At 36.6% G+C, this 26,808-nt stretch carries 17 protein-coding genes; 12 read left to right on the forward strand and 5 right to left on the reverse strand.

Going from position 1 to position 26,808, the window contains the following annotated elements; all coding sequences use genetic code 11:
- The 3 genes from L652_RS0112125 to L652_RS0112135 form a co-directional block, all read left to right on the forward strand.
- On the forward strand, window positions 1-1,017 hold a 1,017-nt coding region (locus L652_RS0112125; protein ID WP_024603475.1), incomplete at its 5' end, for an alanine/glycine:cation symporter family protein.
- Window positions 1,018-1,145: 128 nt separating this feature from the next.
- Entirely contained in the window at window positions 1,146-2,195 is a 1,050-nt protein-coding gene (locus L652_RS0112130) for a patatin-like phospholipase family protein (protein WP_024596514.1), read from the forward strand.
- Between the two features lie 51 nt (window positions 2,196-2,246).
- Window positions 2,247-3,182, forward strand: coding sequence for a DUF2971 domain-containing protein (locus L652_RS0112135; protein WP_024596515.1), 936 nt, complete (start codon window positions 2,247-2,249; stop codon window positions 3,180-3,182).
- Window positions 3,183-3,304: 122 nt separating this feature from the next.
- Here L652_RS0112135 and L652_RS0112140 read toward each other — a convergent pair whose 3' ends face one another.
- Window positions 3,305-3,868 (reverse strand): YSC84-related protein, encoded by a 564-nt coding sequence (locus L652_RS0112140; protein WP_024596516.1) that lies wholly within the window; start codon window positions 3,866-3,868, stop codon window positions 3,305-3,307.
- A gap of 149 nt (window positions 3,869-4,017) precedes the next feature.
- On the opposite strand from L652_RS0112140, the gene L652_RS0112145 reads away from it, so the two are divergent.
- Together L652_RS0112145 and L652_RS0112150 are read left to right on the forward strand one after the other, a co-directional pair.
- Window positions 4,018-5,229, forward strand: coding sequence for a site-specific integrase (locus tag L652_RS0112145; protein WP_024596517.1), 1,212 nt, complete (start codon window positions 4,018-4,020; stop codon window positions 5,227-5,229).
- Window positions 5,229-6,428 (forward strand): cation:proton antiporter, encoded by a 1,200-nt coding sequence (locus L652_RS0112150; RefSeq protein WP_024596518.1) that lies wholly within the window; start codon window positions 5,229-5,231, stop codon window positions 6,426-6,428. Before L652_RS0112145 ends, L652_RS0112150 begins: the two co-directional genes overlap by 1 nt.
- Window positions 6,429-6,569: 141 nt before the next feature.
- Here the strand turns inward: L652_RS0112150 and L652_RS0112155 are convergent, their stop codons facing one another.
- Window positions 6,570-9,617: an FAD-binding and (Fe-S)-binding domain-containing protein gene (locus L652_RS0112155; RefSeq protein WP_024596519.1), complete on the reverse strand. Its 3,048-nt coding sequence runs from the start codon at window positions 9,615-9,617 to the stop codon at window positions 6,570-6,572.
- A 145-nt stretch (window positions 9,618-9,762) separates the two neighbouring features.
- On the opposite strand from L652_RS0112155, the gene L652_RS0112160 reads away from it, so the two are divergent.
- Entirely contained in the window at window positions 9,763-9,972 is a 210-nt protein-coding gene (locus L652_RS0112160; RefSeq protein WP_024596520.1) for a PGPGW domain-containing protein, read from the forward strand.
- Between the two features lie 71 nt (window positions 9,973-10,043).
- Here L652_RS0112160 and ppsA read toward each other — a convergent pair whose 3' ends face one another.
- Window positions 10,044-12,419: a phosphoenolpyruvate synthase gene (gene ppsA, locus L652_RS0112165; RefSeq protein ID WP_007378803.1), complete on the reverse strand. Its 2,376-nt coding sequence runs from the start codon at window positions 12,417-12,419 to the stop codon at window positions 10,044-10,046.
- A 157-nt stretch (window positions 12,420-12,576) separates the two neighbouring features.
- Between ppsA and L652_RS0112170 the strand changes: the two genes are divergently transcribed.
- The gene (locus L652_RS0112170) at window positions 12,577-13,386 is read left to right on the forward strand and encodes a pyruvate, water dikinase regulatory protein (protein WP_007583184.1); all 810 of its coding nucleotides are present in this window, start codon (window positions 12,577-12,579) and stop codon (window positions 13,384-13,386) included.
- A 63-nt stretch (window positions 13,387-13,449) separates the two neighbouring features.
- Here L652_RS0112170 and L652_RS0112175 read toward each other — a convergent pair whose 3' ends face one another.
- Entirely contained in the window at window positions 13,450-14,799 is a 1,350-nt protein-coding gene (locus tag L652_RS0112175) for a 3-deoxy-7-phosphoheptulonate synthase class II (RefSeq protein WP_024596521.1), read from the reverse strand.
- A 952-nt stretch (window positions 14,800-15,751) separates the two neighbouring features.
- On the opposite strand from L652_RS0112175, the gene L652_RS0112180 reads away from it, so the two are divergent.
- Complete coding sequence (locus L652_RS0112180) at window positions 15,752-16,627, forward strand: DNA replication terminus site-binding protein (protein WP_024596522.1); 876 nt, start codon at window positions 15,752-15,754, stop codon at window positions 16,625-16,627.
- Between the two features lie 70 nt (window positions 16,628-16,697).
- On the opposite strand, the gene L652_RS0112185 is transcribed toward L652_RS0112180, so the two are convergent.
- Entirely contained in the window at window positions 16,698-17,912 is a 1,215-nt protein-coding gene (locus L652_RS0112185) for a hypothetical protein (protein WP_024596523.1), read from the reverse strand.
- Between the two features lie 773 nt (window positions 17,913-18,685).
- Here L652_RS0112185 and L652_RS0112190 point away from each other — a divergent pair.
- The 4 genes from L652_RS0112190 (at window position 18,686) to rmuC (ending at window position 26,797) form a co-directional block, all read left to right on the forward strand.
- Window positions 18,686-19,924, forward strand: coding sequence for an AAA family ATPase (locus tag L652_RS0112190; protein WP_024596524.1), 1,239 nt, complete (start codon window positions 18,686-18,688; stop codon window positions 19,922-19,924).
- Between the two features lie 15 nt (window positions 19,925-19,939).
- Window positions 19,940-20,902 carry a transcriptional regulator gene (locus L652_RS0112195; protein ID WP_024596525.1) on the forward strand — a complete coding sequence of 321 codons (963 nt, stop codon included), beginning with the start codon at window positions 19,940-19,942 and terminating at the stop codon, window positions 20,900-20,902.
- Window positions 20,903-21,308: 406 nt separating this feature from the next.
- A complete protein-coding gene (locus tag L652_RS0112200; protein WP_024596526.1) occupies window positions 21,309-24,455 on the forward strand; it encodes a DEAD/DEAH box helicase in 3,147 nt (1,048 codons plus the stop codon).
- An 875-nt stretch (window positions 24,456-25,330) separates the two neighbouring features.
- Window positions 25,331-26,797 carry a DNA recombination protein RmuC gene (gene rmuC / locus L652_RS0112205; RefSeq protein ID WP_024596527.1) on the forward strand — a complete coding sequence of 489 codons (1,467 nt, stop codon included), beginning with the start codon at window positions 25,331-25,333 and terminating at the stop codon, window positions 26,795-26,797.
- The last annotated feature ends 11 nt before the right edge of the window (window positions 26,798-26,808 follow it).

The following is a 26,808-nucleotide window of genomic DNA, read 5'->3' on the forward strand; positions in this document are numbered from 1 at the left end:
GGCCCTGCATATTATATTCAACAAGGTTTGGGTAGCCGAGCATTTGCAATTGTGTTTGCCGCGTGTTTGTTTTTAGGTTACGGCTTTACGTTTAGCGCAATGCAAACTAACACAATTACCGACGCACTTAATTACGCGTTTGAAGTTCCTACATTTTATTCAGGCCTGGTCATTACCGTACTAGCCGGCTCAATTATACTCGGTGGCTTTAAAGCAATTGCCCGATTTGCAGAGCGTGTTGTGCCAATAATGGGCATTGTGTTTGTACTTGCTGCCGTAATTATTACTATTATAAATTTCACGCAAGTACCTGCCATGCTTAAAGATATATTTTTATCGGCGTTTGGTTTACAAGAAGCTGGGGCTGGTGCAATGGGCGCAGCCATTAAAAACGGTATACAACGTGGTTTATATTCTAATGAGGCCGGTGCAGGTAGTGTGCCGCATGCTTCAGCAAGTGCCAGCCCAATTCCTAATCACCCTGTAACGCAAGGTTACATACAAATGCTAGGCGTATTTTTCGATACAATAGTACTGTGTAGCTGTACCGCGGTGATCATTTTATTAGCCGATATAGACATAAGCGGTGAAATGGAAGGCATTCGTTTAACACAAAGCGCGATGACCGCTCATTTAGCACAAGGTGGTGTTTACTTTGTAGCAGCCGCTATAACCTTATTTGCTTTTACATCGGTAGTGGCAAACTACGCCTATGCAGAGAGCAACTTGCACTTATTTAAGCTCGACAACAAAGTAGGGCGCGGCATTTACACTTTGCTTTATTTATCAATGATGTTGTGGGGCGCGTCGGCCACCTTAAAAGAAGTCTGGGATTTAGCCGATATTGCCTTAGGGTTAATGACAGTGGTTAACGTTATCGCTATTATACTGTTAACGCCGACTATTTTGTCTGTTACGAGCGATTACCACGCACAAAGAGACAAAGGTTTAGAGCCCGAATTTAAAGTAAAAGATGTAAAAGTACAGGGCAAATGCGAAGACGGCATTTGGGACTAGTTCAGCACACTTAACTACAAAAAGCGGTTTTATGGCAACATAAAACCGCTTTTTACTTTGCATAAATATTCACTTTCAGTATTGTAAAAATAACAGAAGCAACCAAAATAAAAGGCACAATTTTTTAGATGATCGAGATTCACGCAGGGAAAACAGCGGCTAAAATTATTAACGAACAGGGCTTTAAACCTGAACTTTTCACCTCTTTTTTAGGTGCAAGTGGCGGTCCTAAATGGTTTACATTATTTGGCTTAGATAAATATATTTTTGGTGAATTTTTTAAAAACCGCACCCAACCACTTAATTTAATTGGCTCATCTGCTGGCGCTTTTCGCTCTGCGTGTTTTGCACAAAACGATCCTGTTGCTGCGATTGAGCGATTAGCAAAATCGTATTCGCAAACCCGATATTCAAGTAATAAACCAACACCAAATGAAATAACAATAAAAGCGCGCGCATTACTTGAAGATGTTTTTGGCGATAACGGCGTAATCGAAATTATAAATAACCCAATATTTAAAGCGCACTTTATAGTAGCAAAATCGAATGGCTTTATTGCCAGCGAAAATAAATTAATACAGTTAATGGGTTTATCAAAAAGTTACATGCTTAACCGCGTTAACCGAAAATTATTAGGCTCACAGTATGAGCGCTTTATATTTGGCCCAGCAACAAGTGACTTATCAATTACCGACAGCTACAATTTTAAAACGCAAAACATAGCGCTTACTCAAAATAATTTAAAAGATGCATTACTTGCATCGGGCTCTATACCACTTGTTATGCAAGGCATAAAGAATATTGCAGGCTCGCCGCAAGGAATATATCGCGACGGCGGAATTATCGATTACCACTTTGATTTAAAAATTAATAACCCAGGCTTAATTTTATATCCGCATTTTAATTCAGAGCCAAAAGCAGGGTGGTTTGATAAAAATTTAAAACGTAAAGTGTCGCCACTTAATTACGACAAAGTAGTAATGATCACCCCATCAAAAGAATTTGTAGCAAGCTTACCGTACGGAAAAATTCCAGACAGAAACGACTTTACCGATCTTGATGCAGATACACGCATTAAATATTGGAATACTGTTTTTAGTGAAACAGAAAAGTTGGCTGAAGCGTTAGATAAAAATTTAGAAAATAAATTATTTAGTACCATAGATATAATGGGATAGGATTATTTATTTAGTTACTTGTTATAAATAAGAAATTAAAAAGGAGATTTTATGAAACTATACAAATATTTATCTGCTGATGCTGCTACGGCATTCTTAACAGAGCCTACACTTAGGCTAAGTCAGAACAATAGTCAGAATGATCCTTTTGAAGTTTTACCAACAGGAATAGATATAAATAAAATAAAAGATGTCAGCCAAGAGACTATAAAAATTTGTGGGAGAGAATTTAATTCGCACAGAGATATAAATCCATATTTAGATTTATATGGTTATGTGTCTTTAAGCAAAAATAAAGAAAGTATGCCAATGTGGGGTAACTATGCAACTAACAGTAAAGGTATATTAGTTGAATTTGAAGTTGATGAAGAAGATCCATTTTCTATTTTTGATATAGATAAAACTAATGATATTGAAGCCTACCTGAGTAACAATGTTATTTATAATAGAGAGCGAAGCTATAGCAAAAATATCACTACTTTATCAGATGAAGAGGTTAATAATTTTTCGAAACATTATTTCTTTAGTAAACATGAATCTTGGAAGCACAAGGAAGAATATAGATTTGCACTACCATTTACGAACTGCAATAAAGTCATAACACTTGGTAATTCAGATGAAACCAAAAATAAACTGAGCTCACTGGGTTATAAAGGTGATTTAAGAGAAAAAATTAATGATCTATCTAATGTGTTTTTTCTAGCAGGGTTTTGTGAAAATGACCTTTCAAGATGGAATTCAGTTTGGAGAAATTATGAAGCTTATCAAGTGATGTTCTTAATTAAAGTTAATCCAAGTAAAATATCTAAAATTTACTTAGGAGTAAATTCAGATGTAAAGAAAATGAAAGAAGCAATAATAGAGGGGACTAAGTTAGCATCTGGAAATAGAGGAAGGTTTTATAATAGCTATGAAAATTTTAGAAATGTCTATAAATGTAAACTTGACAGCAATTTATTTGAATTGAAATATGAAAAACTTACGTAGAATACTTCAGCATAGAAATATAGAACACAACCCATAAATTACGTTATGTTAAATTAGATGGGTTTTAATAAAGCGAGCGTGATTATACAAACCAGCCCGCTTTTAGGAGAGTAATTTGGTGGTTAATTAAGCTCTGAATCAACCCAAAACTTAGTACCTTTTAATACAGCTTGTAGTGCAAGGCCATTTTCGGTTACAGAATATACAGTCACTTGATCTGCAATCGCTTCGGCAACCAGTGCACCGCCTTTATCTTCGTATTTAGCTGCTGCATCAGCGTTTCCGCCAAAAGCCCAACCATGTTCAATAAATCTATTTAATGCAGCTTGGTTATGAAAAACCATTACAACGTTAAAATCTTTTACACCTAAACCAAGCCCTAAACCGGCTTCACCCATATTCATGTAAGTCGATTTACCTGTAAGGTTATTTTTAACTACGCCGTAACCGCCACCAAAACTGGCTAAAACAACATTTACGTTCGCGTTATCAAAAACAGCGTAACCAGCCGAATTAGCAATTTGTTTCTTAACATCAGGTTTTTCAGCGTATAATTTATCTAATGTATTTGTTTTCATACTTTGTACAAGTGAACGTTTTTCGCTTGGTGATGCGCTACCTGTAGTAGCACACCCAGTTAACGCAACAGTTAAAGCAAGTATGCTTAGTATAATTAGTTTTTTCATAATGTTTTCCTTAATAAGATATAGCAACCAACAACCATAGAATAATCACGGCATTAAAATAATTAGAGATTTACTATGTCCAATACTAGACAGTATCGGACTTTAACGTTATTCTGTAAGCCTATTATTTAATTGAATATTTATACATTATGCTTGTTGCTTTGGTTGATACGTTAAAACAATTAAGATATCAAATTGCCCATCTAGATGACGGTACTCTAAATTCAGAATACCCAGAACTTGCATCCTTTATACAGGAAGTTGGCTTGACTGTAACTGAATCAAAAGCCGATCTGACATTCTTATATCAGTTTTTATATGTTTATGGCAGAAAATCAGAAGCGACTTATAGCCGTTTTCGAAATGAACTTGAACGCTTTTATTTATGGTCGTGGTTAATAGCAGAAAAATCAGTATTCGATTTAAAACGTGAAGATGTTGAAGCTTACGTTGATTTTATGGTTGAACCTGATAAAGAATGGGCTGCAACTTCAGTGCAATGGCGTTATAAAGATGAGCAAGGAATTCGTAGATTAAATCAAAATTGGCGCCCTTTTATGCTAAAAGAATCGACTGCCAGCCAACAAACTTTATCGGCCATGTTTACTGCCTTAAATGTATTTTATAAGTTTGCCCTACTCGAAGAAAAAACATTCGCGAACTTTGTCCCTGTTGTTAAAAAAAATAGCCCGTATTTAGTTGTTCAATCACAAATTCAAATTCCTGATACATTAAGTGATATTCAATGGGAATACGTTTTTGGTGTAACGCGTGATTTATGCGAACATAACCCTGATTTTGAGCGAAATTTGTTTACGCTTGCCTGCTTAAAAGGTCTTTATTTACGAATTTCAGAATTATCTGAGCGCCCACAATGGTCGCCGGTGATGTCTCATTTTTGGCAAGATAATGATGGATTTTGGTTTTTACGTATAATGGGTAAAGGTAATAAATTACGAGATGTAACCTTAAGTGATGATTTTGTTGAATATTTAAAACGATACAGATTATATCGAGGTCTACCTGCCCTTCCTCGGGTTGATGAATCTGAGCCGTTAGTTCATAAAATTCGCGGTCAAGGTGGTATGACCGTAAGGCAAATTAGGCGTTTAGTTCAACAAAGTTTTGATTATGCTCAGCAATCATTACTTGATGATGGTTTTAAAGATGACGCTGAACAACTTGGCGCTGCAACTGCACATTGGCTTCGTCATACTGGTGCTACACATGATGCGCAAACCAGACCGCTCAAACATTTATCAGAAGATTTAGGCCATTCTAAAATTGCGACTACCGATCAAATTTATATTCAAACAAATATTAAAGAGCGAGCAAAATCAGGACTTAAAAGGAAAATTTAATGGAGTATTTAGTAATATCATTTATAGGCGGACTATTTTTAATTTATTCTTTAACACTTCGCCAGTTAGAAAAAACAGAAGTAACAGGCCCAATGTTTTTTGTTGTTGGGGGAATATGTTTAGCTTTAATGCTACCCAACGAAGGGAATAAAATAAAAGAAGGCGTTGATCTTTTATTACCATTTATAGAGCTTACGCTAAGTATATTTTTATTTTCTGATGCAGCTAAATCAAAGCTAAGTGTATTAAGGCATAGTTTTCAGTATCCTAGTTTACTGTTGTTTGTTGCCCTACCCTTAACTTTATTACTCGGTATTGCTGTTGCTTTATTTTTCTTTGCTGAGCTTTCACTTATTCAAGCGGCGTTGCTCGCTATTATTTTAACACCTACCGATGCGGCATTAAGTAAAGGGTTACTAGCAAGTACACAAGTGCCTGAAAAAATACGCGAAGGAATAAATACTGAAAGTGGTTTGAACGATGGATTATGTGTGCCCATATTTTTAATATTTATATTACTCGCTAAAAATCCTGACTCAGCTATTACTGCAACACAAACATTAAGTGTGTTTGGCCGAGAGCTTGGCCTGGCTCTATTAATAGCTATTACAAGTATCGCTGTTTTTATACCGAGTTTAAACTTTGCAATGAAACGTCATTACTTTGCACAAAATACCAGTCCATTTTTATTACTCGGTTTTGCTATGGCTGTTTTTTCTGTCACTCAGTATTTTCATGGCAGTGGATTTATTGCGGTGTTTATTGCAGGCTTATTATTTGATAAATTTTCGACTGAAGAAGTTAGAACAGAATTAATTGAAGACTCAGAGCACATTGCAGATTTTACATCGCTAATGATTTGGTGCTTGTTCGGGTTTGTTTGTGCTTACTTAGTTATTCCGAAATTAAATACTGAAATTATAATTTACGCTTTGTTAAGTACAACATTGATTAGAATAATTCCAGTTATGTTGTCACTGCAGTTTACGGCATTGAATATTAAAGAGCGTTTTACATTTGCGTGGTTTGGACCAAGAGGATTAGCATCAATTGTTTTTACATTGATGGTGATTGATACGCAAATAGAAAACAAATATCAAATAGCGACAATAGCAATGACGACTATTTTGTTTAGTGTATTTATTCACGGTATAAGTACAAAGCCAATTGCAGACAGTTTCGCTAAAAAATCTAAATAGCTTTTATAAAAATTAGTGAATTTTTTGCCGAGGTATCAAGGCGTTTTTCCAGCCTCAAAAACGATCATTTAATTAAGCGAATGGGTATTAATAAAAAAAGGCGTAACTTATTTTTAAGTTACGCCTTTTTTTTAACTTTTATTAGCTAAGTACCTGTGCTAGTAATTCAATTGGGTGTTTTGGTTTAAATTGTTCAAAACGTTTAACTTGGCTACGACAAGAAAAGCCCGTAGATAAAAGTTGCTCAGGTTTATTTTTATCTACAATTGGTTTCCAGCTCATTTCGTAAAGCGCACGTGAGTTATCTTGATTTTGTGCTTCGTGGCCATAAGTCCCCGCCATTCCACAGCAACCTGTATTTGTTGTTTTTAATGTTAAACCAATATCACTGAAGATTGTTTGCCAAACATTTGCTGCTTTTGGCAGTGCAGTTGTTTCAGTACAATGACTCAATAATGTAAATTCGGTATCTGTATTTTGTTTTGCACTGAGTGTTTTAAACGATTGTGTTTCTAACCATTCATGCGCAAGTTGCACATTAAATTCACCACGGTTATTTTCTAAAATTGTATTATATTCATCGCGGTAACACATAACGAGTGACGCATCTAAACCGACTAGCGGTGCATTAATATCATTTAATTTATTTAAAAACTCAGCTGCATTTTTAGCTGTAACTTTAAATTCATGCAAAAAACCTTTTACGTGTTGCGGTTTACCATTTGGTTTAAAAGGTAATAGCATTGGTTTTTTGCCAAGTTGGATTATTAAAGCAATAAAACTTTCTACTAATTCCGCTTCGTAAAAGCTCGTAAATGGGTCTTGTACTATTAATACATATTCACTTTGTTGCTCTGCATTTAATTTATTTAATAAATCAAAATCAAATTTTTGTGTTTTAGTAACACGCTTTGAAAGTGCAGGAATACTTAACTGTGGTGTATCAACATAGCCAACTGTTTTTTTAATAACATTGCTTACTAATGATGTTTTAACAATTGGGTTTATAACTTTTGCAAACTTTGCCATTAATGGCGCGCTGTTCTCTATGTTACCAACAAGGTAATCTTTTAGCGGACGCGCATAATAACTATGATAATAATTTAGAAAGCGCGAACGAAAAGTAGGAACATCTACTTTAATTGGGCAGGCAGTTGTACATGCTTTACACGCTAAACATTCATCCATTGACGCTTTTACTTCGTGAGAAAAGTCGTAAATACCTTTTCGTTTTTCGCGGCTGTGAACAAAACGTTCCCACCAGGTGATTACTTCACCTTTGTTAAGCTGCTTTTCTACTTCGAGTAAATCTACATTTTTTGACTCTTGTAAACGAAGCCATTCGCGCATTAAACTTGCGCGTCCTTTTGGTGAATTACGACGATCGCCAGTTACTTTATACGATGGACACATAGGTGAATTTTCATCGTAATTAAAGCATATGCCATTACCATTACAGGTCATTGCATTGTTAAAACTGGTTTTAACTTCTATTGATATTTGCTTATCGAAGTGCGATCTCTTTTGTCCATCAACACTAACTAGTGAGTCTTCACTATCGATAGGAGTACATATTTTACCGGGGTTGATGCGGTTGTTAGGATCGAAAGCTGTTTTTATTTTACGAAGTTGCGTATATAAATGCTCACCAAAAAATTCAGGACTATATTCACTTCGGTAACCTTTACCGTGTTCGCCCCACATTAAACCACCGTACTTAGCGGTTAGTTTTACTACCTGATCTGAAATAGTTCTAAGTAGTTTTTCTTGTTCTGGGTCGCACATATCAAGTGCTGGGCGTACGTGTAAAACCCCAGCATCAACATGGCCAAACATACCATATTGTAAATTATGACTGTCGAGTAATGCTCTAAATTCGACAATATAATCTGCTAAATTTTCAGGGGGTACAGCGGTATCTTCTGCAAAGGCGAGTGGTTTTTGAGTGCCTTTTACATTACCTAATAAACCCACTGATTTTTTACGCATTGCGTAAATTTTTAGTATATCGCTTTTATCACTGGTTAACTGATATCCAATAACGCCATTAGTTTGCTTTGCTACGCATTCATCTAGAAGCTTACAAAGTGTGTCTACTTTGTCTTTTATATCATCGTTTGATACTGCATTAAACTCGACCATGTTAAGGCCTTGCATATCTTTATTTGGCACGTCGGTTATTAAGTCCGATACTAAATTCCAAATGATGTCTTCACGCGCTAAGTTTAAAACTTTGCTATCTACGGTTTCTACCGATGTTGCGCGTGCATCAACTAAAAACGGTGAATGACGAAGTGCTGAGTCAAAGCTATCGTACTTGATATTAATAAGCGTTTTGAATTCGGCAATAGGCGTTAGGTTTAATTTAGCTTCAGTTACTATACCTAATGAGCCTTCTGAACCTGTTATTAGTCGGCTCATATCAAAAGTTAGTAAGTCATCACTTAGCACATGCTCTAGGTCGTAGCCGGTTAAAAACCTATTTAACCGTGGAAACTTAGCTAAAATAGCAGCGCGTTCATTAATTGAAATATTTAAAACTGTTTTATATAAACTACCAATTAGAGAGTCTTGCTCGGCTATAATTTTTGCTTTGTCGATGTTTATTGGTGAGGTACACATAGGTGTACCATCGACTAAATAAGTTGTAAGCCCTAAAACATGATCGCTTGTTTTTCCGTAAACTAACGAACCTTGCCCAGAGGCGTCAGTACTTATCATGCCACCAATAGTTGCCCTGTTACTAGTAGATAAATCGGGCGAGAAGAAAAAACCATAAGGTTTTAAAAAGTCATTAAGTTGATCTTTTATTACGCCGGTTTGAACGCGTACCCAGCCTTCTTCTACATTTATTTCGAGGATTTCGCGCATATAGCGAGACAAATCTACAACAATACCTGGTGTTAACGATTGACCGTTAGTACCTGTTCCGCCACCACGAGGGCCAAAAGTTAAAGATAAAAATGGGTCGCGAGATGCAGTTTGCAGTGCGAGTTGAATATCTTTTTCACTTTTTGGAAAAATAACACCTTGGGGTATTTCCTGATACACACTGTTATCGGTTGAAGCAGTAATACGCGTTGCATAACTTGCATCGGTATCTCCACTAAAACCTTGGTTTGCAATGGTGTTTAGGTAATTTGCGACAAGTTCTGTCGCGGCATCTTGCTGTGTAATTGTTGCTATCATGACGGCGATATTTTAGGGCATTTGACTAATTATATCATGGTGATGGCGAATAGAAATTGAAGATTTTACAGTTTGTAACACTCTTTTAGTCGATTTTAATGCAGCTTAAATTATACTCAAGTTAACGAGTAATGAGGTGTGTTATATGAAAAAATTACTATTACAGATCAGTGGCGTGCTATTTATTTTACTAGGGTTATTTTTTGCGGTTGTACCAGGACCATCACTTATATTTTTTATGGCGGGTTTATTGTGTTTTTCGTTTTATTACCCTAAAGCGCGACATTACTTATCACTTTGCCAAAAGGCGTTAACTAAATCATGTGCTTATTTAGATAAAAAATTAGCCCGTTAATTTAACTTTTAATTGGGTATAAAAAAATGCCAGCAATACATTGCTGGCATTTTTTATAGCTTACCTATTTATTACTTTGCTAATTTTTTAGCTAGGTATAACCATGTTTCTATTACTGTGTCTGGATTGAGTGAAACAGAGTCAATGCCCTGCTCTACTAACCATGCAGCAAAGTCTTCGTGATCTGAAGGACCTTGACCACAAATACCTACGTACTTGCCTTTTTCTTTAGCTGTTTTAATTGCCATAGAAAGTAGTTTTTTAATTGCTGGGTTACGCTCATCAAATAAATGTGCGATTAAACCTGAATCACGATCAAGACCAAGCGTTAACTGTGTTAAATCGTTAGAGCCGATAGAAAAACCATCAAACATTTCTAAAAATTCATCAGCAAGTAATGCATTTGAAGGCAGCTCACACATCATGATTACTTTAAGACCATTTTCACCACGTTTAAGGCCATGCTCTTCTAGTAATTCAATTACGCGTTTACCTTCTTCAAGGGTACGTACAAATGGGATCATGATTTCAATGTTTGCCATATCCATGTCGTTTCTTACGCGTTTTATAGCTTCACATTCTAGTGCAAAACAATCGCGGAAGTCTTCAGAGATATAACGTGCGGCGCCACGAAAACCAATCATTGGGTTTTCTTCTTCAGGCTCGTATTGCTGGCCGCCAACTAGGTTTGCGTATTCGTTTGATTTAAAATCAGACATACGCACAATTACACGCTCCGGTGCAAAAGCACAACCAAGCGTTGAAATACCTTCAACCAGTTTTGTTATGTAAAACTCTACTGGTGATTCGTAACCGGCAATCATGTCAGTAATTTCTGCTTTTAATGCATCGGTTTGCGCATCAAAATTTAATAACGCTTTAGGGTGAACGCCAATCATACGGTTAATAATAAATTCAACTCGCGCAAGGCCAACACCTGCATGCGGTAAGCGTGCAAAGTCAAAGGCGCGATCGGGGTTACCCACGTTCATCATTACTTTCATTGGTAGTTCTGGCATTTTATCAACGCGTGACGTTAGTATTTCAAAATCTAAAATACCTTCGTAAATAAAGCCGGTATCGCCTTCGGCGCACGATACTGTTACTTCTTGGCCCGCTTTAATTAAATCAGTTGCATTACCACAACCAACAACTGCTGGAATACCAAGTTCGCGTGCAATTATTGCCGCGTGACACGTACGGCCACCACGATTTGTAACAATCGCTGCTGCACGTTTCATGATTGGTTCCCAATCAGGGTCGGTCATATCGGTTACTAAAATGTCGCCTACTTGTACCTGGTCCATTTCTTTGATTGAATCAAGAACACGTACAACACCGCTACCAATTTTGTGACCAATTGCACGGCCTTCAACAAGTACATTACTTGTGCCATTTAATTGAAAACGTTCCATTACGTTTGAGTCTTCGTTTGAGCGGACAGTTTCTGGACGTGCTTGAACTATATATAGTTTGCCGTCGTTTCCGTCTTTTGCCCATTCGATGTCCATAGGACGACCGTAATGTTTTTCAATGATTACAGCTTGTTTGGCAAGATCTTGCACTTCTTCATCTGTAATCGAAAATTTATTAGAAAGCTCAGGGTCAACATCAACGATGTCTACTTGCTTACCATGTGCTTTATCTTCTGAGTAAATCATTTGTATGGCTTTAGAACCAATATTACGACGTACTACTGAAGGTTTGTTTTTAAGGAGTGTTGGTTTATGAACATAAAATTCATCAGGGTTAACCGCGCCCTGTACAACCATTTCACCTAAGCCATAGCTTGATGTAATAAATACAACGTCTTCAAAACCAGACTCTGTATCAATACTAAACATTACGCCAGATGCTGATTTATCTGAACGTACCATGCGCTGTATACCTGCTGATAACGCTACACCACGGTGATCGTAACCTTGGTGAACACGATATGAGATTGCACGGTCATTAAATAATGAAGCAAATACGTGTTTAATAGCGACCATGACTGAATCGATACCGACAACGTTAAGGAAAGTTTCTTGTTGGCCTGCGAATGATGCATCTGGCATATCTTCAGCGGTAGCTGATGAACGTACTGCAAATGAAACATCTGCTGCAGTATCGCCATGGAGTTGGCTATATGCGTCGCGAATGGCTTGATCTAGGTTTGGTTGGAATGGTGTGTCGATTATCCATTGGCGGATATCGGCACCGACTTTAGCGAGTGTATTTACATCATCAACATCAAGTGTATCTAGGATGTCATGAATTTTGGCGGTGAGTCCTGATTGATCTAGAAACTCATTAAAAGCATCTGCGGTAGTTGCAAAACCACCCGGTACTTGTACACCTGCGTTTGCGAGGTTTGAAATCATTTCGCCAAGTGACGCGTTTTTACCGCCAACTCGAGGAACATCTTGCATACCAAGCTCTTGATACCAGAGAACGTATTCTTGCACGGATCTTTCTCCAAAAAAAACAAATTGTAGGTCTAACTGTGAGAGTTAAGAAAGAAAACCTTTTATAAAGGTCGTCATCATTCTACACTGGCAACAGTCCTCACGTAAACCGTGGGAAACCCATTTTAGGGATTTAAACGCAATAAAAAGGTTAATTATGAGAACTGCTTTTTATATATCAGATGGAACAGCAATTACTTCAGAGGTATTTGGGCATGCGACTTTGTCGTTGTTTCCTATCGATTTTAATCATAAAACAATTCCATTTGTAGAAACTGAAGAAAAAGCGCACGAAATTAAAGCTTTAATTAATGCAACCGCTGCAAAAACAGGTGAAAAGCCTTTCGTGTTTTTTACTTTTGTAAATCACAATTTAAGTGAAATTATAAAATCGGCTGATGCAGTTACGTATGATTTTTTAACTACGTATAGCGAAAAAATAGAAAAAGAGCTCAATGTAGCCCCTGTTCCAAAAATGCATCGTACGCATTCTATCCACGAAAAAAGTTATGATTTTAGAATTGATGCGGTTAACTATGCTCTTATGAATGATGATGGTGGAAATATTAAAAACTTTTCCGAAGCAGACATCATTTTAATTGGCGTTAGCAGAAGTGGTAAAACACCGACAAGCTTATACTTAGCACTGCAGTACGGCATTAAAGCGGCTAACTACCCTATTACAGAAGAAGATTTAGATAATGAAGGTTTGCCTAAATGTTTAGTCCCTTATAAACATAAGTTATTTGGACTGACGATTGACCCTGAGAGGCTTGCGGCTATAAGGCATCGACGTATGGCTAACTCTAAGTATGCTTCAATTAAACAGTGCCGTATTGAGGTGCGCGAAGTAGAAATGTTGTATAAGCGTCACAAAATAGCTTACTTTAATTCTACGCATCATTCTGTTGAAGAGATTTCTGCAAAAATACTGATAGAGACAGACTTGGAGCGACGTAAGTACTGACTTACTCATCAAATTTGAAATAAAAAAACCGCAACTAAGCGGTTTTTTTTGTATCAATAAATATTATTTACGTGCGTCTTTTAGTAAATCAGCGACTAAAAAGCCTAACTCTAATACTTGGTCGGCGTTAAGGCGTGGATCACACTGTGTTTTGTAACGCTGTGCTAAGTCATCGTCAGATAAACCGTAAGCACCGCCTGTACATTCTGTTACGTGCTGACCTGTCATTTCTAGGTGAACACCACCTGCGTATGAACCTTCAGCTTTGTGTACAGCGAAGAATTGACTGATCTCGCGCATGATATTATCGAAGTTACGCGTTTTGTAACCTGAAGTCGCTTTTTCAGTATTACCGTGCATTGGATCAGAACTCCAAATTACTTTACGGCCTTCTTGTTGAACTCTTCGTACTAGTGCTGGGAGTTTTTCTGGCAGTACGTCTGCACCCATACGTGTAATTAGCGTTAAACGACCAGGAATGTTATCTGGGTTTAATGCGTCAATTAAACGAATTAGGTCGTCTGGGTCCATACCTGGGCCAACTTTAACACCAATTGGGTTTTTAATGCCTTTAAAGAACTCAATATGTGCGTGGTCTAGTTGGCGTGTACGTTCACCAATCCAAACAAAGTGAGCAGAACAATCGTACCAATCACCCGATAAATGGTCGCGACGTGTTAGTGCCTCTTCGTAACCAAGTAGTAAAGCTTCGTGAGAAGTGTATAAATCGGTTTCTTTTAAGCTTGGCGCAATTGTAGAGTTAATTCCGCACACTTCCATAAACTCTAGTGCGTCTTGAATTTTATCTGCAAGTTGTTGGTATTTTTCTTTAAGTGGATTTGCAGCAACAAAGCCCATGTTCCAGCGGTTAACCTGATGAAGATCGGCTAGGCCACCTTGTGCAAATGCACGTAATAAGTTCAACGTAGCGGCACTGTGATGGTATGCAGTCATTAAACGTTGTGGGTCTGGAATGCGCGCTTCTTCTGTAAACTCAATATTATTAATGATGTCGCCACGGTAAGATGGTAAAGACACGCCATTAATTGTTTCTAAGTCTGCTGAACGAGGTTTAGCGTATTGACCAGCCATACGCGCTATTTTAACTACAGGGCATTTACCGCCATAAGTTAATACAACAGCCATTTGTAAAATTGTTTTGAATGTATCGCGAATATTAGCGGCATTAAAATCGCTAAACGACTCGGCACAGTCACCACCTTGAAGTAAAAATGCACGACCTTCGCACACGTCTTCAAGTTGTTTGAATAGGCTTCTTGTTTCTTCTGCAAAAACTAGAGGCGGAGCCGTTTTTAATTGGCCTTCAACTGATTTAAGTATTTCTTGATCTGGGTACTGTGGCTGCTGCAGTATTGGCAGCTCTCTCCAGCTATTTGGGTTCCACGATGACATAATTTTTCCTCATTCCTACATTACCTGATAAGAAGAAATTAACGTATGCAGACCCCTATGTTCAAGGACTAAATTCACTATTTTCCAATTATTTAGTTATGAGTTAAGTATAAAAGTAATTTTACTTAACTCAGGTGATTATATAACAATCACTTTAGTTTTATTTTAAATAAACTAAAGTAATTAAAAACATACAATTAGAGTTAATTAGTTTCAATTTTAACACATTGAGAATAAATAAAGCACAAGGGTATATTATATGTATTTCACCTAAGAACACATCATACTTAAATTGCATCAAATGTAATCTTAACTTTACGCGCTAAATTAATTATTAACTAACAGGGACTATGTGCAGGCCTAAATATATGATATGGGATTTTGTGTTGCTCATTTATATGTACTCTAAGCCTAGTAGAATAGCGCTGTTGATTATTCTGATGCCAGAATATACTTACAACTGACACAAGGTAATCTGCTGATTCACCACTCACCTTCCCACCCTGCCGCCAACGTTATTTAGCAAGTTGTGATAACTAAAAACTTAACTGCCAGTGATGCCTTAAATGACTCTCATGCAAAAATCATGTATAACATTCTAAGCTTTTGGATGATAACCCATAGTTAAAACACGTTATAATATTAATCACTAATTAGAGAAACAACCAAAACTAACACTATTATTTAGAATACAACCGCACCAAGTTCATTTTAAATTTCTCATTTATTACACTACGTGGGCAATTAAGCTCTAAGCGGACTAACTCTTTAATCAATAAAACAGTACTAAATTACAGGAATAAGTAGAACCATTTACTTCAGAAAGAACACATCATGCATTATTTGCTTTTAGTACTATCTTAACGCCGAGTATTGTTTTATTAAATATTTACTCAATACAAAGTACATGCAATAATATGGAGTTAGTAAGATGTGTTCTTTGAGGTGTGTTGTGGTTACTAAAGTGCAAATTAGGAGTCAGTTTGATTTAATGAACGAATTAACTTTAAGGTTAATTGAGGAATTAAACGAATGTGAGTTTTCCAGAGCAGAGTACTATCAGTTACCTGATGTAAGTAATTTAGATGAAAATAAGGTTCCTGAGTCCATACTTGTCTCTAAAATAACTGGAGCGCCGGCTCAAAAGGCAATTTTAAACTCCTTTTCTGACATTTATAAAAAATCGGGCTTAAGCAGTCGCGTGTTAAAAAGGCACCCTGGTTTACTTGTTATTAAAAATGCAGATAAACAAGCTTTAAATAATCGTATAGCACAAGTTAACAAAGCTAAAGCTAGTTTCAAAGAGTGTATATTGGCAATTGATAATAACGATGCCCGATTTGAGGCTGTTCATAATGCAATACCAAATTTAATAACACTTGCTGCTTATCGTAAGATTCACAGTGAGAGTGAATCACCATTTTCCGTTAGGTTTACTTGGATGCACAAGCACGCAACTAAAACATTGACTAAAAAAATGGCCCTCGAAATGCTCGACAAATCGGCCAGTTATCGAAATCCAAGAATGATAGATCAACAAAAATGGCAATCACTTGTAGCTCAAGAACAATTACGGGTTGCTAGTTTAGGTGAAAAGGAAAAATTAAGAATTCGTCGCCCTACTCGTGTAAGCCCTCAAGTTAATGTGAGATACACAGCACAAAACCGCTATCATGTGAGCGCCGCATTACCATTTATTCTGATTAATCCAGAAGCAGACGTTAAACTAGGTATCTTACCTGATTATAAAAAACCCGAAGCTCATCCTCGAAAACGTGAGTATGATTTTTTAGTTGATAGGCTATATTTAGAACAAGTTGACCGATAGCTATTATGTTAAAAAGGCCACAATATGTGGCCTTTTTAGTAAATATGTACAGTATTTAAAATAACGTTTATTATTTTTCTACTATCTCTTCTATTTTATCTTCATCAATTAACACTGCATTTTCAACAATACGTTTACCGCCTTGAATCTCAATGCGTTTGTTGTGTTTGTTCAATGTAAGTATTTCATCGCAAAACTGATCAGAGGGGTGCATTTCGTATGTGTAATCAATAATGTTACCAGTTTTGTCATCTTTGACGTTTGTAATGCTGTATTCTGATATAGCACCTTTTTCAATCAAATCTTTCATTGTGGTGGTCATATCACGACGAAGCGCTTTTAATTTATTTTCCGTAATATCATCAGTTGAATAAATAGATCCGTATTTTTCCATAATAGAAAGTAATCTAAAATGATACGTTTTACCTGGAGCTGCATAACGCCAAAGGTGATACAAACGAAGCATCATCCAACGCGACAATCCCCGTTTTAATTCTTGTGCACTATTAAAGTAATACCCTTTGTATTCAAGGTTATCAATCATGTTATGAACAAACGCATTTAAGCAGGCCACACACTTTACATTGCCACCTTGACCTTTTTTGCCACTAAAGTGAAGTGACGATAAAAAATTCATATTTGACTCGTAAAACGAATCATCTATATCGGAGTTTTTAGTATCGGTTGCTGAGTATTTAAATGAAAGTTTAGAACCTTGCAATGCTTCAAGTGACTCTTTAATTGCAGGATATGGCATTGACTGCCCTACCGCTTTGAGCTCTTGCGCTAATTCGTTCATAGAAAAAACAACCGCGTATTGAATACCGGACTTAAAATTAATTTTAACTATTTTGCCTTTAGAAGCTAAACGAATAAGTGCTCGTTCTACTTTTTCTTCTCTGTCCGATGGCCAAACAAGATACTCAATATCTTCACCATCTTTACGAGTACTGACAACAGCAGGGGTAATTTTTATCTCACCATCGTATAAAATACCATCTACTTTCTCTGATATTTTACGCGTAATGATTGTTTTTTTAGGCGCTTCTTCAAGTGGCAATTTTTTATAGCCAGAGCGAACAAAACGGCCCCACAAATCATAATGATTAAACGTGTTTGAATATGCACGTAAACCATGAGCTGCATTTTCAATAGAAATTCGCACGTCTTTGTTGTCTGTAAATAGTGCTAAACTTTCGTTATCAATTGCACTTTCCACCCCGTGGATTTGGCCCCTGAGTGTATCGGGCAAATTATCTACCGAGATGTTGACCTTTCGGCTCATTGTTCTTATTTCCATTTTTATTGCGACATCTAATAACAACACATTAAACAACAAAAGTTAAATGTTTAAGTTAGTATAAAAGCGATCTGACTTTAAATAAAACGTTTAGATCACTATTATACTAAGTAATGTATATAACTTGCGAATTCAGATCATATTTTTACTAACTGGGTCATCACAAATCTGTTTTTTACTAACTCAGCTGTTATTTTGTCCATCACAATGGCTTTATTTTAAAATTTAGCACGACAAATTCATACTAAAATTAATATCCCTGTGGATAAAGGCTTATCGAGTTAGCATAGATCTGATCTGTACCAAGTACAGATCAGATCTATACTAATTAAACGAACCTATTGACGCTAAGGTTAGTGCATAACTTTATAATTTACTTAGTAAAAAATTGATCTCAAGGGCTCTTTTTGTTCATAACCTTATGCGTAACCTGTGTATAACTTGATTTAAAAAATAAGGCTTAGTAAAAAGGTGATCTGCAGGTAGATAAAGATCTGATCTTAACCAAGTATAACGCTGATCTGCTTTTTTTTATATTGTTTATATTAATCATAATGTTATGTGTTAATTTAAGGTCCTTAACCTTTATTACCTTATATATTTAACCACCTTTAAACTTCTTTATTTATACTAAGCAATATTAAAAGTGTAAAAGTATTTTTAAATGTCTTCTTTTTAAAATGCATGTCGTCTTAAATAGTTGTTTACAGCAATTTGAATGGACATTATACTAACTGCCTAACTTTGAGGAAGAAAGTATGTCTATCAATAATAACGCGTTAAGTACCTACCGGCTTTTAAAAGCAACTGCCGAAGTAGCTGAAAAATCATTAGAAGGTCGTATTCAGCACTATCGTGCTCATCTTAAATCAGAAGAAAAAGAATTAAGAACTTATACGCAAAAAGCAGCTGCCGATTTATTAGGTTGTAATAATCGTACTTTAAAAAGACGTCATGACAACGGTGACTTTGATGATTTAAACATAAAACGCGGCGCCAATGGTCATTATGCTTACACATTAGTAAATATTTTTGCTATGGCTGATATTATGGATATTAAACCAGATCATCGTACTGGTGATGACAAACTGCAAGTTATTGTCATTAATTCTCTCAAAGGTGGTTGTGGCAAAACAACCAGCATGGTTAATATTGCAGCAGCGCTGGCAACTACAAATATTAAGCGCTATCGCATTGGAATAATTGATTTAGATCCTCAAGGCTCTTCTTCAAGCTTTTTTCCTTCAAGCGAACATGACCCAATTACTGTTGGTGATTTAATGCGTGATTGTATAGATTTGGATGAGGGCGAAACATGGCCTGAATTTGTTTCAAACTCATTTTTACCAACGCATATCCCAAATATTCGTGTACTACCATCAGGTATGGACGATTTTTATTTTGAGCACGAAACTGCAACATTACTCAAAGACACCTCAAATTATGAGCAAACTCGTCATTACCATAAGTTACTTGAAAAAGTAATTAACCCTGTTAAAGACGAGTTTGATATTATATTAATAGATACAGCTCCAACTCTTAACTTTATGTTTTATAATGCATTAATGGCTTCTACTGCGATGCTTATCCCTGTTCATCCAGAAGCTGTAGACTTTGATGCTAATAATAAATATTTAAAACGATTAGGCGAGATTTACCATACCGTTGCGGCACTTGGCCATGAGGGATGGGACTTTATGCAGTTTTTAGTAACCAACTATGTAAAAGGTAATCACTCACAGCGCGATATTGTTAAAGATGTTCGTAGTGCATTCGGTCGCCAAGTTATGAGTTACCCAATCAACCACAGCTCGGCGATTACTGCTAGCTCTTCGTCTTTCAATACTATTTTTGATCAAAAAGCGTCAGACAGCTTAGCAAGCCGTGAATCACTAATGCGCGCTCAAGAAAATATTAAAGATGTGGTCGATGAGCTAGAAATGCTTATTCGTTCAAATTGGCAGTCAACTCAATCAACACTCAATACCCCTAAGTAAGGATGTTAAATAAAAATGGCTAAAAAACGTAAAAATGACACCCGCTTAGATCCTTTTGCAACAGCTGTAGGAAGTAGTAGCCTTGACGCATTACTTGAACAAGCAAATGCTGGTGATGTAATTCGCATGCCAGCACCGAGCGATCCTGAGCGCCAAATTACACTTGTTTGCAAAGTGATCGCACACGCTGACATTGAATCTACAACTGGTGTATACGGTAAAAACCGCCGTGTACAAGCACTTCTTAACGAAAAGTCAGTATCGGATATTTTACCTGCCATTAGCGATGATGGCCGTAATCAGCACCCTGCACTGCTTTGGGATCAGGGTGATAAAAGCTTAGTCTTAGCGGGTTCTCGCCGTCGTATGGCCTGTATTTTAGGTAACGCCGATTATTTAGTACTTAGTTCAAGTGACTTTACTGAGCAAGACGCTAAAATTTTAGCTGTATCTTCAGATCAATATATCGCTCCAAGTTTATGGGAGCTGGGACAAGCTTACCAGCAAACTAAAAATGAGCTTATTGAACAAGGTAAAAAAGGATCTTACAGAGAGATTGCTGCAATTGAAGGTGTATCACACACCGCCATTGCAGATGCTATTAAAGCGTATGAACAAATACCTGCTGAAGTTATTGCACTCTACCCTACTGCGAATCACGTGGGTCGCGAAGTGGCTAAAAAGCTCATGAACGCCAAGGAGAGAGACCAAGAGACGTTTAATCAACTTGTTAGTGACCTAGCTAGTGATGAAGAGCTAAACGCCATTACAAGTGACGACAAGCGTGCAATGGCAATCACCAAATGCCTAACTGCTGAGCCTCAAGTTGCTGTTAAACGTGAAGCTGTGCTTGAAAATAAGTTTGTATCGGTACAACGTAATTTAAAAAGTGGTGATGTGTCTATCAAAATCGACAATAAAGTGATGACAGACAAACGCTTAGAACAATTAACTAAGCTATTAAGTGTCTTTAATTAGTTAGTTAAATAATGATCTGTCAGACATATGTACTTAGTTAAATACTGATCTGACAGATTGTTTTGTTAGTAAAAATCTGATCTTTACTAGCCTAATCCTACCTTAAATAATCATACTTCCTCTTCAAGATCACTTTTTTACTAACTAATCGCCCCCTTTTAGCTATTCGCTCTTGATTTATTATTATTGTTAGTAAAATTGTGATCTATAACGTGTCGTTTAATCTTTATATTTGTATGTAGTGCCTAATATTTTACGAAATTTTATACTCATTTTTACCTATAAACCGATTTTTTACTAAGCTATCAGCTCCAACCAGTTTATATCTTGTTAATAGTGCTTTAGCTCAGAGCACATAAGGCATATACTGGCAGAATTATTTTTAAAATTTAATGCTTAGAGTGACATGTCTGCTAACTTATCAAAAAATGATTTAATGGCTATTTTTGAAGAAATTAAAAATGAGCAGGCTACCCAGTTTCCTCTTTCTGAACGTTTTATTAAAAAACTTTTTCGCGAAAATGTCTTAGATAAAGGCAAAGAGTACTACAAGAAAGGTCAAATCACCTGGCTAGAGCATACCCCTAATTTTTCTGTTGTAGACTCTACCGTGCAAGTGGATAACGGATCATCATTTAACCAACGTATTGAGATCAGTAAAGTACCAACTGGTTATTCTGTTGATACACACTGTACGTGTAATGCAAAAACCAAATGCCGACATTTAGCTGCTATTTTGTTTAAGCTTAAAATAGAGCACTCTGGTGAATACGGTGAAGATTACTTCATTAATGATTGGTTTAGTGAATTAAGCGCTCTTAAAAGTGGTGATCAACATACACCGTCGCAAGTATTATTATTTGTATTAGATATTGAAAATAACAAAGTATTTTTAACACCTAAAATAGCTAATTTTGAGACTAAAAAGAATTACACGTTAGGCCGAAACCTCACAGAGCAACAGTTAAATAGTTTCGTAACGCCAAATGATTTACTCGAAAGTGATTTTAGATTATTTAGTTGGATACGTTCACAAAATGCAGTAGGAAGTATTGAGCTAAAAGGCCAATGGGGCTTTAGTGCCCTACAACAATTGATAGCTACTGAGCGCTTGTTTTTTCAGCGCTCTCGCGTGCCAATTAAAGCGCAATCTGGCCAAGCATTGAGTTTTAGTTGGGAGCAAGATAAAGATCTATCACAATTAGTTATTAAGCTTGAGCAAACCCAAAACTGGGCTTTATTAAAAACAACACCGCCTACTTATCTCGATTTAGATCATTTAAAAGCGGGTCGTCTTCGTACCCCATTGAGTGCAGACGAAATAGCGCATTTACAAACTATGCCTGCTTTGCATGACGCTAATTTTGATAGAATATACAAGCAGCTTGCCGATAACTTTGGTGCAGGTGTAATACCCCACCCTACTAATTTACAGCCAACATTGCCTAAAATCTCTAGTAATGCTGTTTTAAAAGTAACTATGGGTGATCAAGGTTTATCTCTTTCGTTGTTATTTAAGTATAAAAATAAAAACTATTTAGCAGGTGCTGCACCTGCAAGTACGATTAATAGTGCATTTGAAAATACTGTAACTAACGAACTAATTAACTTAGGATTTGAATTTTGTAAAGGGGGTTTACAAAGTGAACTGGTATTTACAAAGCAGTCTTCAATCCATTTGCATTGGCTAATGTACGAAGTATTCCCTGGCTTTAAGCAACGCGGTTGGCAAGTAAGTGTAAGTAAAGTAACGAGCCCTAATCCACAATGTGAAGTGAGTTTACATGTACACCGTGCGGCAGGGCATCAAATGCACTGCAAAGTATTGTTGTGTGACGCAAAAGCATCGCTGTTGTTTACTAATGCTGATTCGCTTTATCAGTCATTGAATCGCCAAAGTGAACTGTTTTATTACTACCCGCTTGGCCGTCAATTTGGGGTTATTAATAAGTCTGCCATTAACTTATTAAACGAATTTAAAGAACGTTTTGAATTTGTAAAAACACGTGACGAATTTAATATTCCGCTTTCGTATTTACCTGAACTAGTAAAGCACACAGCTATTAACGTAGAGCTTCACGACGATTCACTTGAGCTATATTTACAAGAGTTAAATAATACCGATAAGGCAATGCCTAAGGTTTCATTACATGGCTTAAATGACTCAGTAACACTTCGTGAGTACCAACAGCAAGGCGTTGATTGGCTTAGCTTTTTAAAACGTCATCAATTAGGTGGTATTTTAGCTGACGACATGGGGTTGGGTAAAACACTCCAAGTTATTGCATTTTTAGCGAGTACATTTAACCGCCCTCAAGCAGGCCCTACACTTATAGTGTGCCCAACTAGCTTGGTGAGTAATTGGAAAAACGAAATTACTAAGTTTGCTAAAAGTTTAAAAGTTACCACTATTTTTGGATCAAACCGTAACGATCCTTTACAACACTTAGCACAAGCGCAATGCATTCTTACTACATACCCGCTTTTAAAGCGTGATATTGCATATTATTCGCCATTATATTTTGAAAATATAATCCTCGATGAAGCACAATACATTAAAAACGATACCGCACAGGTCTCACGATTAGTTAAACGCTTAAATGCCGACTTTAAACTTTGTTTAAGTGGTACTCCAATCGAGAATAATTTACTTGAGCTTAAATCGTTACTCGATTTTGCTATGCCATCGTTACTTGGTTCTCAAGCCCACTTTAAGCAGCACTTTCAAACACCTATTGAGCGTGAAGCTGATATGCAGAGGGCTGAGCAGTTAAAAGCGTTAATTATGCCCTTTATAATGCGCCGCACTAAAGCACAAGTAGCGCAAGAGTTACCTGAAAAAACAGAGCTTACAAAAGAGTTTGAGTTTGAGTCTAAGCAAAAAGAAATGTACCAAGGCATTACACGTTCATTAGAAGAGAAGCTAATAGACTTATTTGCCGAACAAGGCGCACAAAAAAGTAAGCTTGCATTTTTAGAGGCACTTTTAAAGTTAAGGCAAATTTGTTGCCACCCCAAATTAATAGATCCAGATACTCAAGCAGGCTCCGCTAAGCTTGAATGGTTAACAACACACTTGCCGCTTATGCTAAGTCTGGGTCGTAAGATTATTATATTTAGTCAGTTTACATCGGCACTCGATTTAATAGCCCAACGCCTTGAAGAAATAAACATTAACTTTAGTATGCTTACAGGGCAAACGCGTCAACGAGATAAAGTAATCGACGAGTTTACCAGTGGTAAAACATCCGTGTTTTTAATTAGCTTAAAAGCCGGTGGAACAGGCCTTAACTTAACACAAGCAGATACTGTTATTCATTTTGATCCATGGTGGAATCCCGCAGTAGAAAAGCAAGCGACTGATAGAGCCTACCGTATTGGTCAAACTAATCCTGTATTTGTTTATAAGCTCATAATGAGTAACTCAATAGAGCAAAAAGTATTTAAAATGCAGCAAGACAAGCAAGCCCTTGTTGATGCATTATTTACTGATAAATCAATGAGCTTTACAAAGTTTGATGAGCAGCAAATGTTGTCATTAATTAAAAACTAAAAAAGATCTAAAAATTTTTGATCTTTTTATGAACTTAATTAAAAAGCGGACGTCTATCATTATGCTTGTTGATTAATTGCAGTTAACACAAGCATCATGTTGATTTCCCATTTAGTTACTAATTTTAGTAATGATTGAGCCAGCCCATTTTGAGTTGGCTTTTTTTATGCCTAAAATTTAGCGCGCAGCACTTATTTTAAAAGCTTTTATTTTTATGAACTTAATTCAAAAAGACGCGTCTACTATTATGCTTGTTGATTAATTGCAGTTAATACAAGTTTTCATGTTGATTCCCTATTTAGTTACTAATTTTAGTAATGATTGAGCCAGCCCATTTTGAGTTGGCTTTTTTTATGTCTAAAATCTAGCGTTCAGCACTTATTTTAAAAGTTTTTTATTTTTTTTGAACTTAATTAAAAAAGACGCGTCTACTATTATGCTTGTTGATTAATTGCAGTTAATACAAGTTTTCATGTTGATTCCCCCTATTTAGTTACTAATTTTAGTAATGATTGAGCCAGTTCATTTTGAACTGGCTTTTTTTATGCCCATAATTTGATTTGTTTAAATCAACCCGAATAAAAATAAATGATCTTCCGCAAATTAATTTGAATTAATTATTTTGTTATCCGGTCTACTCTAATGCCTGTTGTTATATAGCCTCACCCAATAATATTAGTTATTTTGGTGATTATGTATTTAAGTTGCAGCTTGCTCGGGCACATGTTGATTATCCCTTTGATTACTTAACTTAGTAATATTTGACCAGCTTATTTTAAGCTGGTTTTTTTATGTCTGTAATTTCTTAACTCCCCTACTTCTGTTGTTGGTTATTGGTTATGATGGCATGTCTCTAAATTTTATAAGTTTATTTTATGCTCACTCAAGTACTCACTAATATTGATTGGCTAAGCGCTGGTGCTGGTGTTGCTTTAGGCGCCCTATTTTACGGCGCTGTATCAACACGGCTTCGCAAAAAGCTACATCTACAAATAAGCGAACAGCAGCAACAGCTTTCCCTGTTACAAAACCAATTTGATAATAAAGAGCTGCAATACAGCGCCTTGCTAGAAGATCATGAACTGCTAGAACATACTCACCAAGAGCAGCGCGATGAAGCGCAGCATTTTAAAACGCGTTTTAGCGAACAAGAAAAACAAAGCATTCAATACAATCACTTTTGGCGTAAAGCCGAAGGCGAGCTGGCAGCGCTTCGTGAACAATACAATCAGCGCGATGTTGAATATAATAATATGCGCACTACCCTTGAGCAAAAACAGCAAAACTTTAGCGAGCAACTCGCGCAAATTGAGCAAAGTAAAAATACGCTCAAAAAAGAGTTTGAAAACCTAGCCAATAAAATTTTAGAAGAAAAATCACAAAGCTTTAAAACCTTAAATCAAGAAAGCATTGAGCAATTATTAAAACCAGTTCAAGGCGAGCTAAAAGGCTTTAGAGAAAAAATGGAATCAATGCACGTTGAAGACATAAAACAACGGACTGCACTTAAAACCGAGCTACTGCATTTGCAAGCTAAAAGCCAAGCTATAACAGATCAAGCCGACAAGCTCAGTAACGCCCTACAAGGGCAAAAGAAAACCCAAGGTAATTGGGGCGAGCTTATGCTCGAAAACGTATTAGATAGTGCTGGCTTACGTGCAGGCGTTGATTATAAGCGCGAAGTGTCGTTTAACACTGAAGATGGCCGCTTGCGCCCTGATGTAGTTGTGTACTTACCACAGGGTCGCCACTTAGTTATTGATGCTAAAACTTCATTAAATGCCTATACACGCTACGTGAACGCTGAAAATGATCTAGATGCTAATCAAGCAATTAAAGAGCATGTAAACGCCGTTACAGCGCGTATTAATGAACTTGCGAGTAAATCGTACGACCGCTTACCAGGTATTAACTCGCCAGAAGTAGTTGTTATGTTTGTACCAATAGAATCAGCTTTTGTAGAAGCACTCAAATATCAAAGCGATATTTACCAACAAGCAATAGAAAAAAATATACTGGTAGCTACACCCACTACCCTGCTTACTAGCCTTAATATTGTTAAACAGCTTTGGCGTTTTGAAGAGCAAACCAAATACTCAAAAGAGCTGGCAAGTCGAGCGGAGCGTTTTTATAACAAGCTCAATGGTTTTTTATTGAGTATGGAAGGCGTAGGTAAGCAGCTTGATAAAGCGAAAGAAAGTTATGATAAAGCATTTTCGCAGCTATACCGTGGTAAAGGTAATTTAATTAAACAAGCATCAGAGTTTAAAGAGCTTGGTGTATCGGTACAAAAAGAGTTACCTAGTGAGAGCGTAGAACGTGCTCAATTAGAATTAGATTAACCCTGATTTAT

This window comes from Pseudoalteromonas sp. TB25 (genome assembly GCF_000497995.1).
Lineage (GTDB): Bacteria > Pseudomonadota > Gammaproteobacteria > Enterobacterales > Alteromonadaceae > Pseudoalteromonas > Pseudoalteromonas distincta.

Excerpts from the sequence above, each read along its gene's own strand:
- L652_RS0112140 (WP_024596516.1), bottom strand. The coding sequence starts at position 3,868 with ATGAAAAAACTAATTATACTAAGCATACTTGCTTTAACTGTTGCGTTA.
- L652_RS0112200 (WP_024596526.1), top strand. The coding sequence starts at position 21,309 with ATGTCTGCTAACTTATCAAAAAATGATTTAATGGCTATTTTTGAAGAA.
- L652_RS0112130 (WP_024596514.1), top strand. The coding sequence starts at position 1,146 with ATGATCGAGATTCACGCAGGGAAAACAGCGGCTAAAATTATTAACGAA.
- L652_RS0112150 (WP_024596518.1), top strand. The coding sequence starts at position 5,229 with ATGGAGTATTTAGTAATATCATTTATAGGCGGACTATTTTTAATTTAT.
- L652_RS0112160 (WP_024596520.1), top strand. The coding sequence starts at position 9,763 with ATGAAAAAATTACTATTACAGATCAGTGGCGTGCTATTTATTTTACTA.
- L652_RS0112145 (WP_024596517.1), top strand. The coding sequence starts at position 4,018 with ATGCTTGTTGCTTTGGTTGATACGTTAAAACAATTAAGATATCAAATT.
- L652_RS0112190 (WP_024596524.1), top strand. The coding sequence starts at position 18,686 with ATGTCTATCAATAATAACGCGTTAAGTACCTACCGGCTTTTAAAAGCA.
- L652_RS0112135 (WP_024596515.1), top strand. The coding sequence starts at position 2,247 with ATGAAACTATACAAATATTTATCTGCTGATGCTGCTACGGCATTCTTA.
- L652_RS0112155 (WP_024596519.1), bottom strand. The coding sequence starts at position 9,617 with ATGATAGCAACAATTACACAGCAAGATGCCGCGACAGAACTTGTCGCA.
- L652_RS0112195 (WP_024596525.1), top strand. The coding sequence starts at position 19,940 with ATGGCTAAAAAACGTAAAAATGACACCCGCTTAGATCCTTTTGCAACA.
- L652_RS0112185 (WP_024596523.1), bottom strand. The coding sequence starts at position 17,912 with ATGAGCCGAAAGGTCAACATCTCGGTAGATAATTTGCCCGATACACTC.
- L652_RS0112175 (WP_024596521.1), bottom strand. The coding sequence starts at position 14,799 with ATGTCATCGTGGAACCCAAATAGCTGGAGAGAGCTGCCAATACTGCAG.
- rmuC (WP_024596527.1), top strand. The coding sequence starts at position 25,331 with ATGCTCACTCAAGTACTCACTAATATTGATTGGCTAAGCGCTGGTGCT.
- L652_RS0112170 (WP_007583184.1), top strand. The coding sequence starts at position 12,577 with ATGAGAACTGCTTTTTATATATCAGATGGAACAGCAATTACTTCAGAG.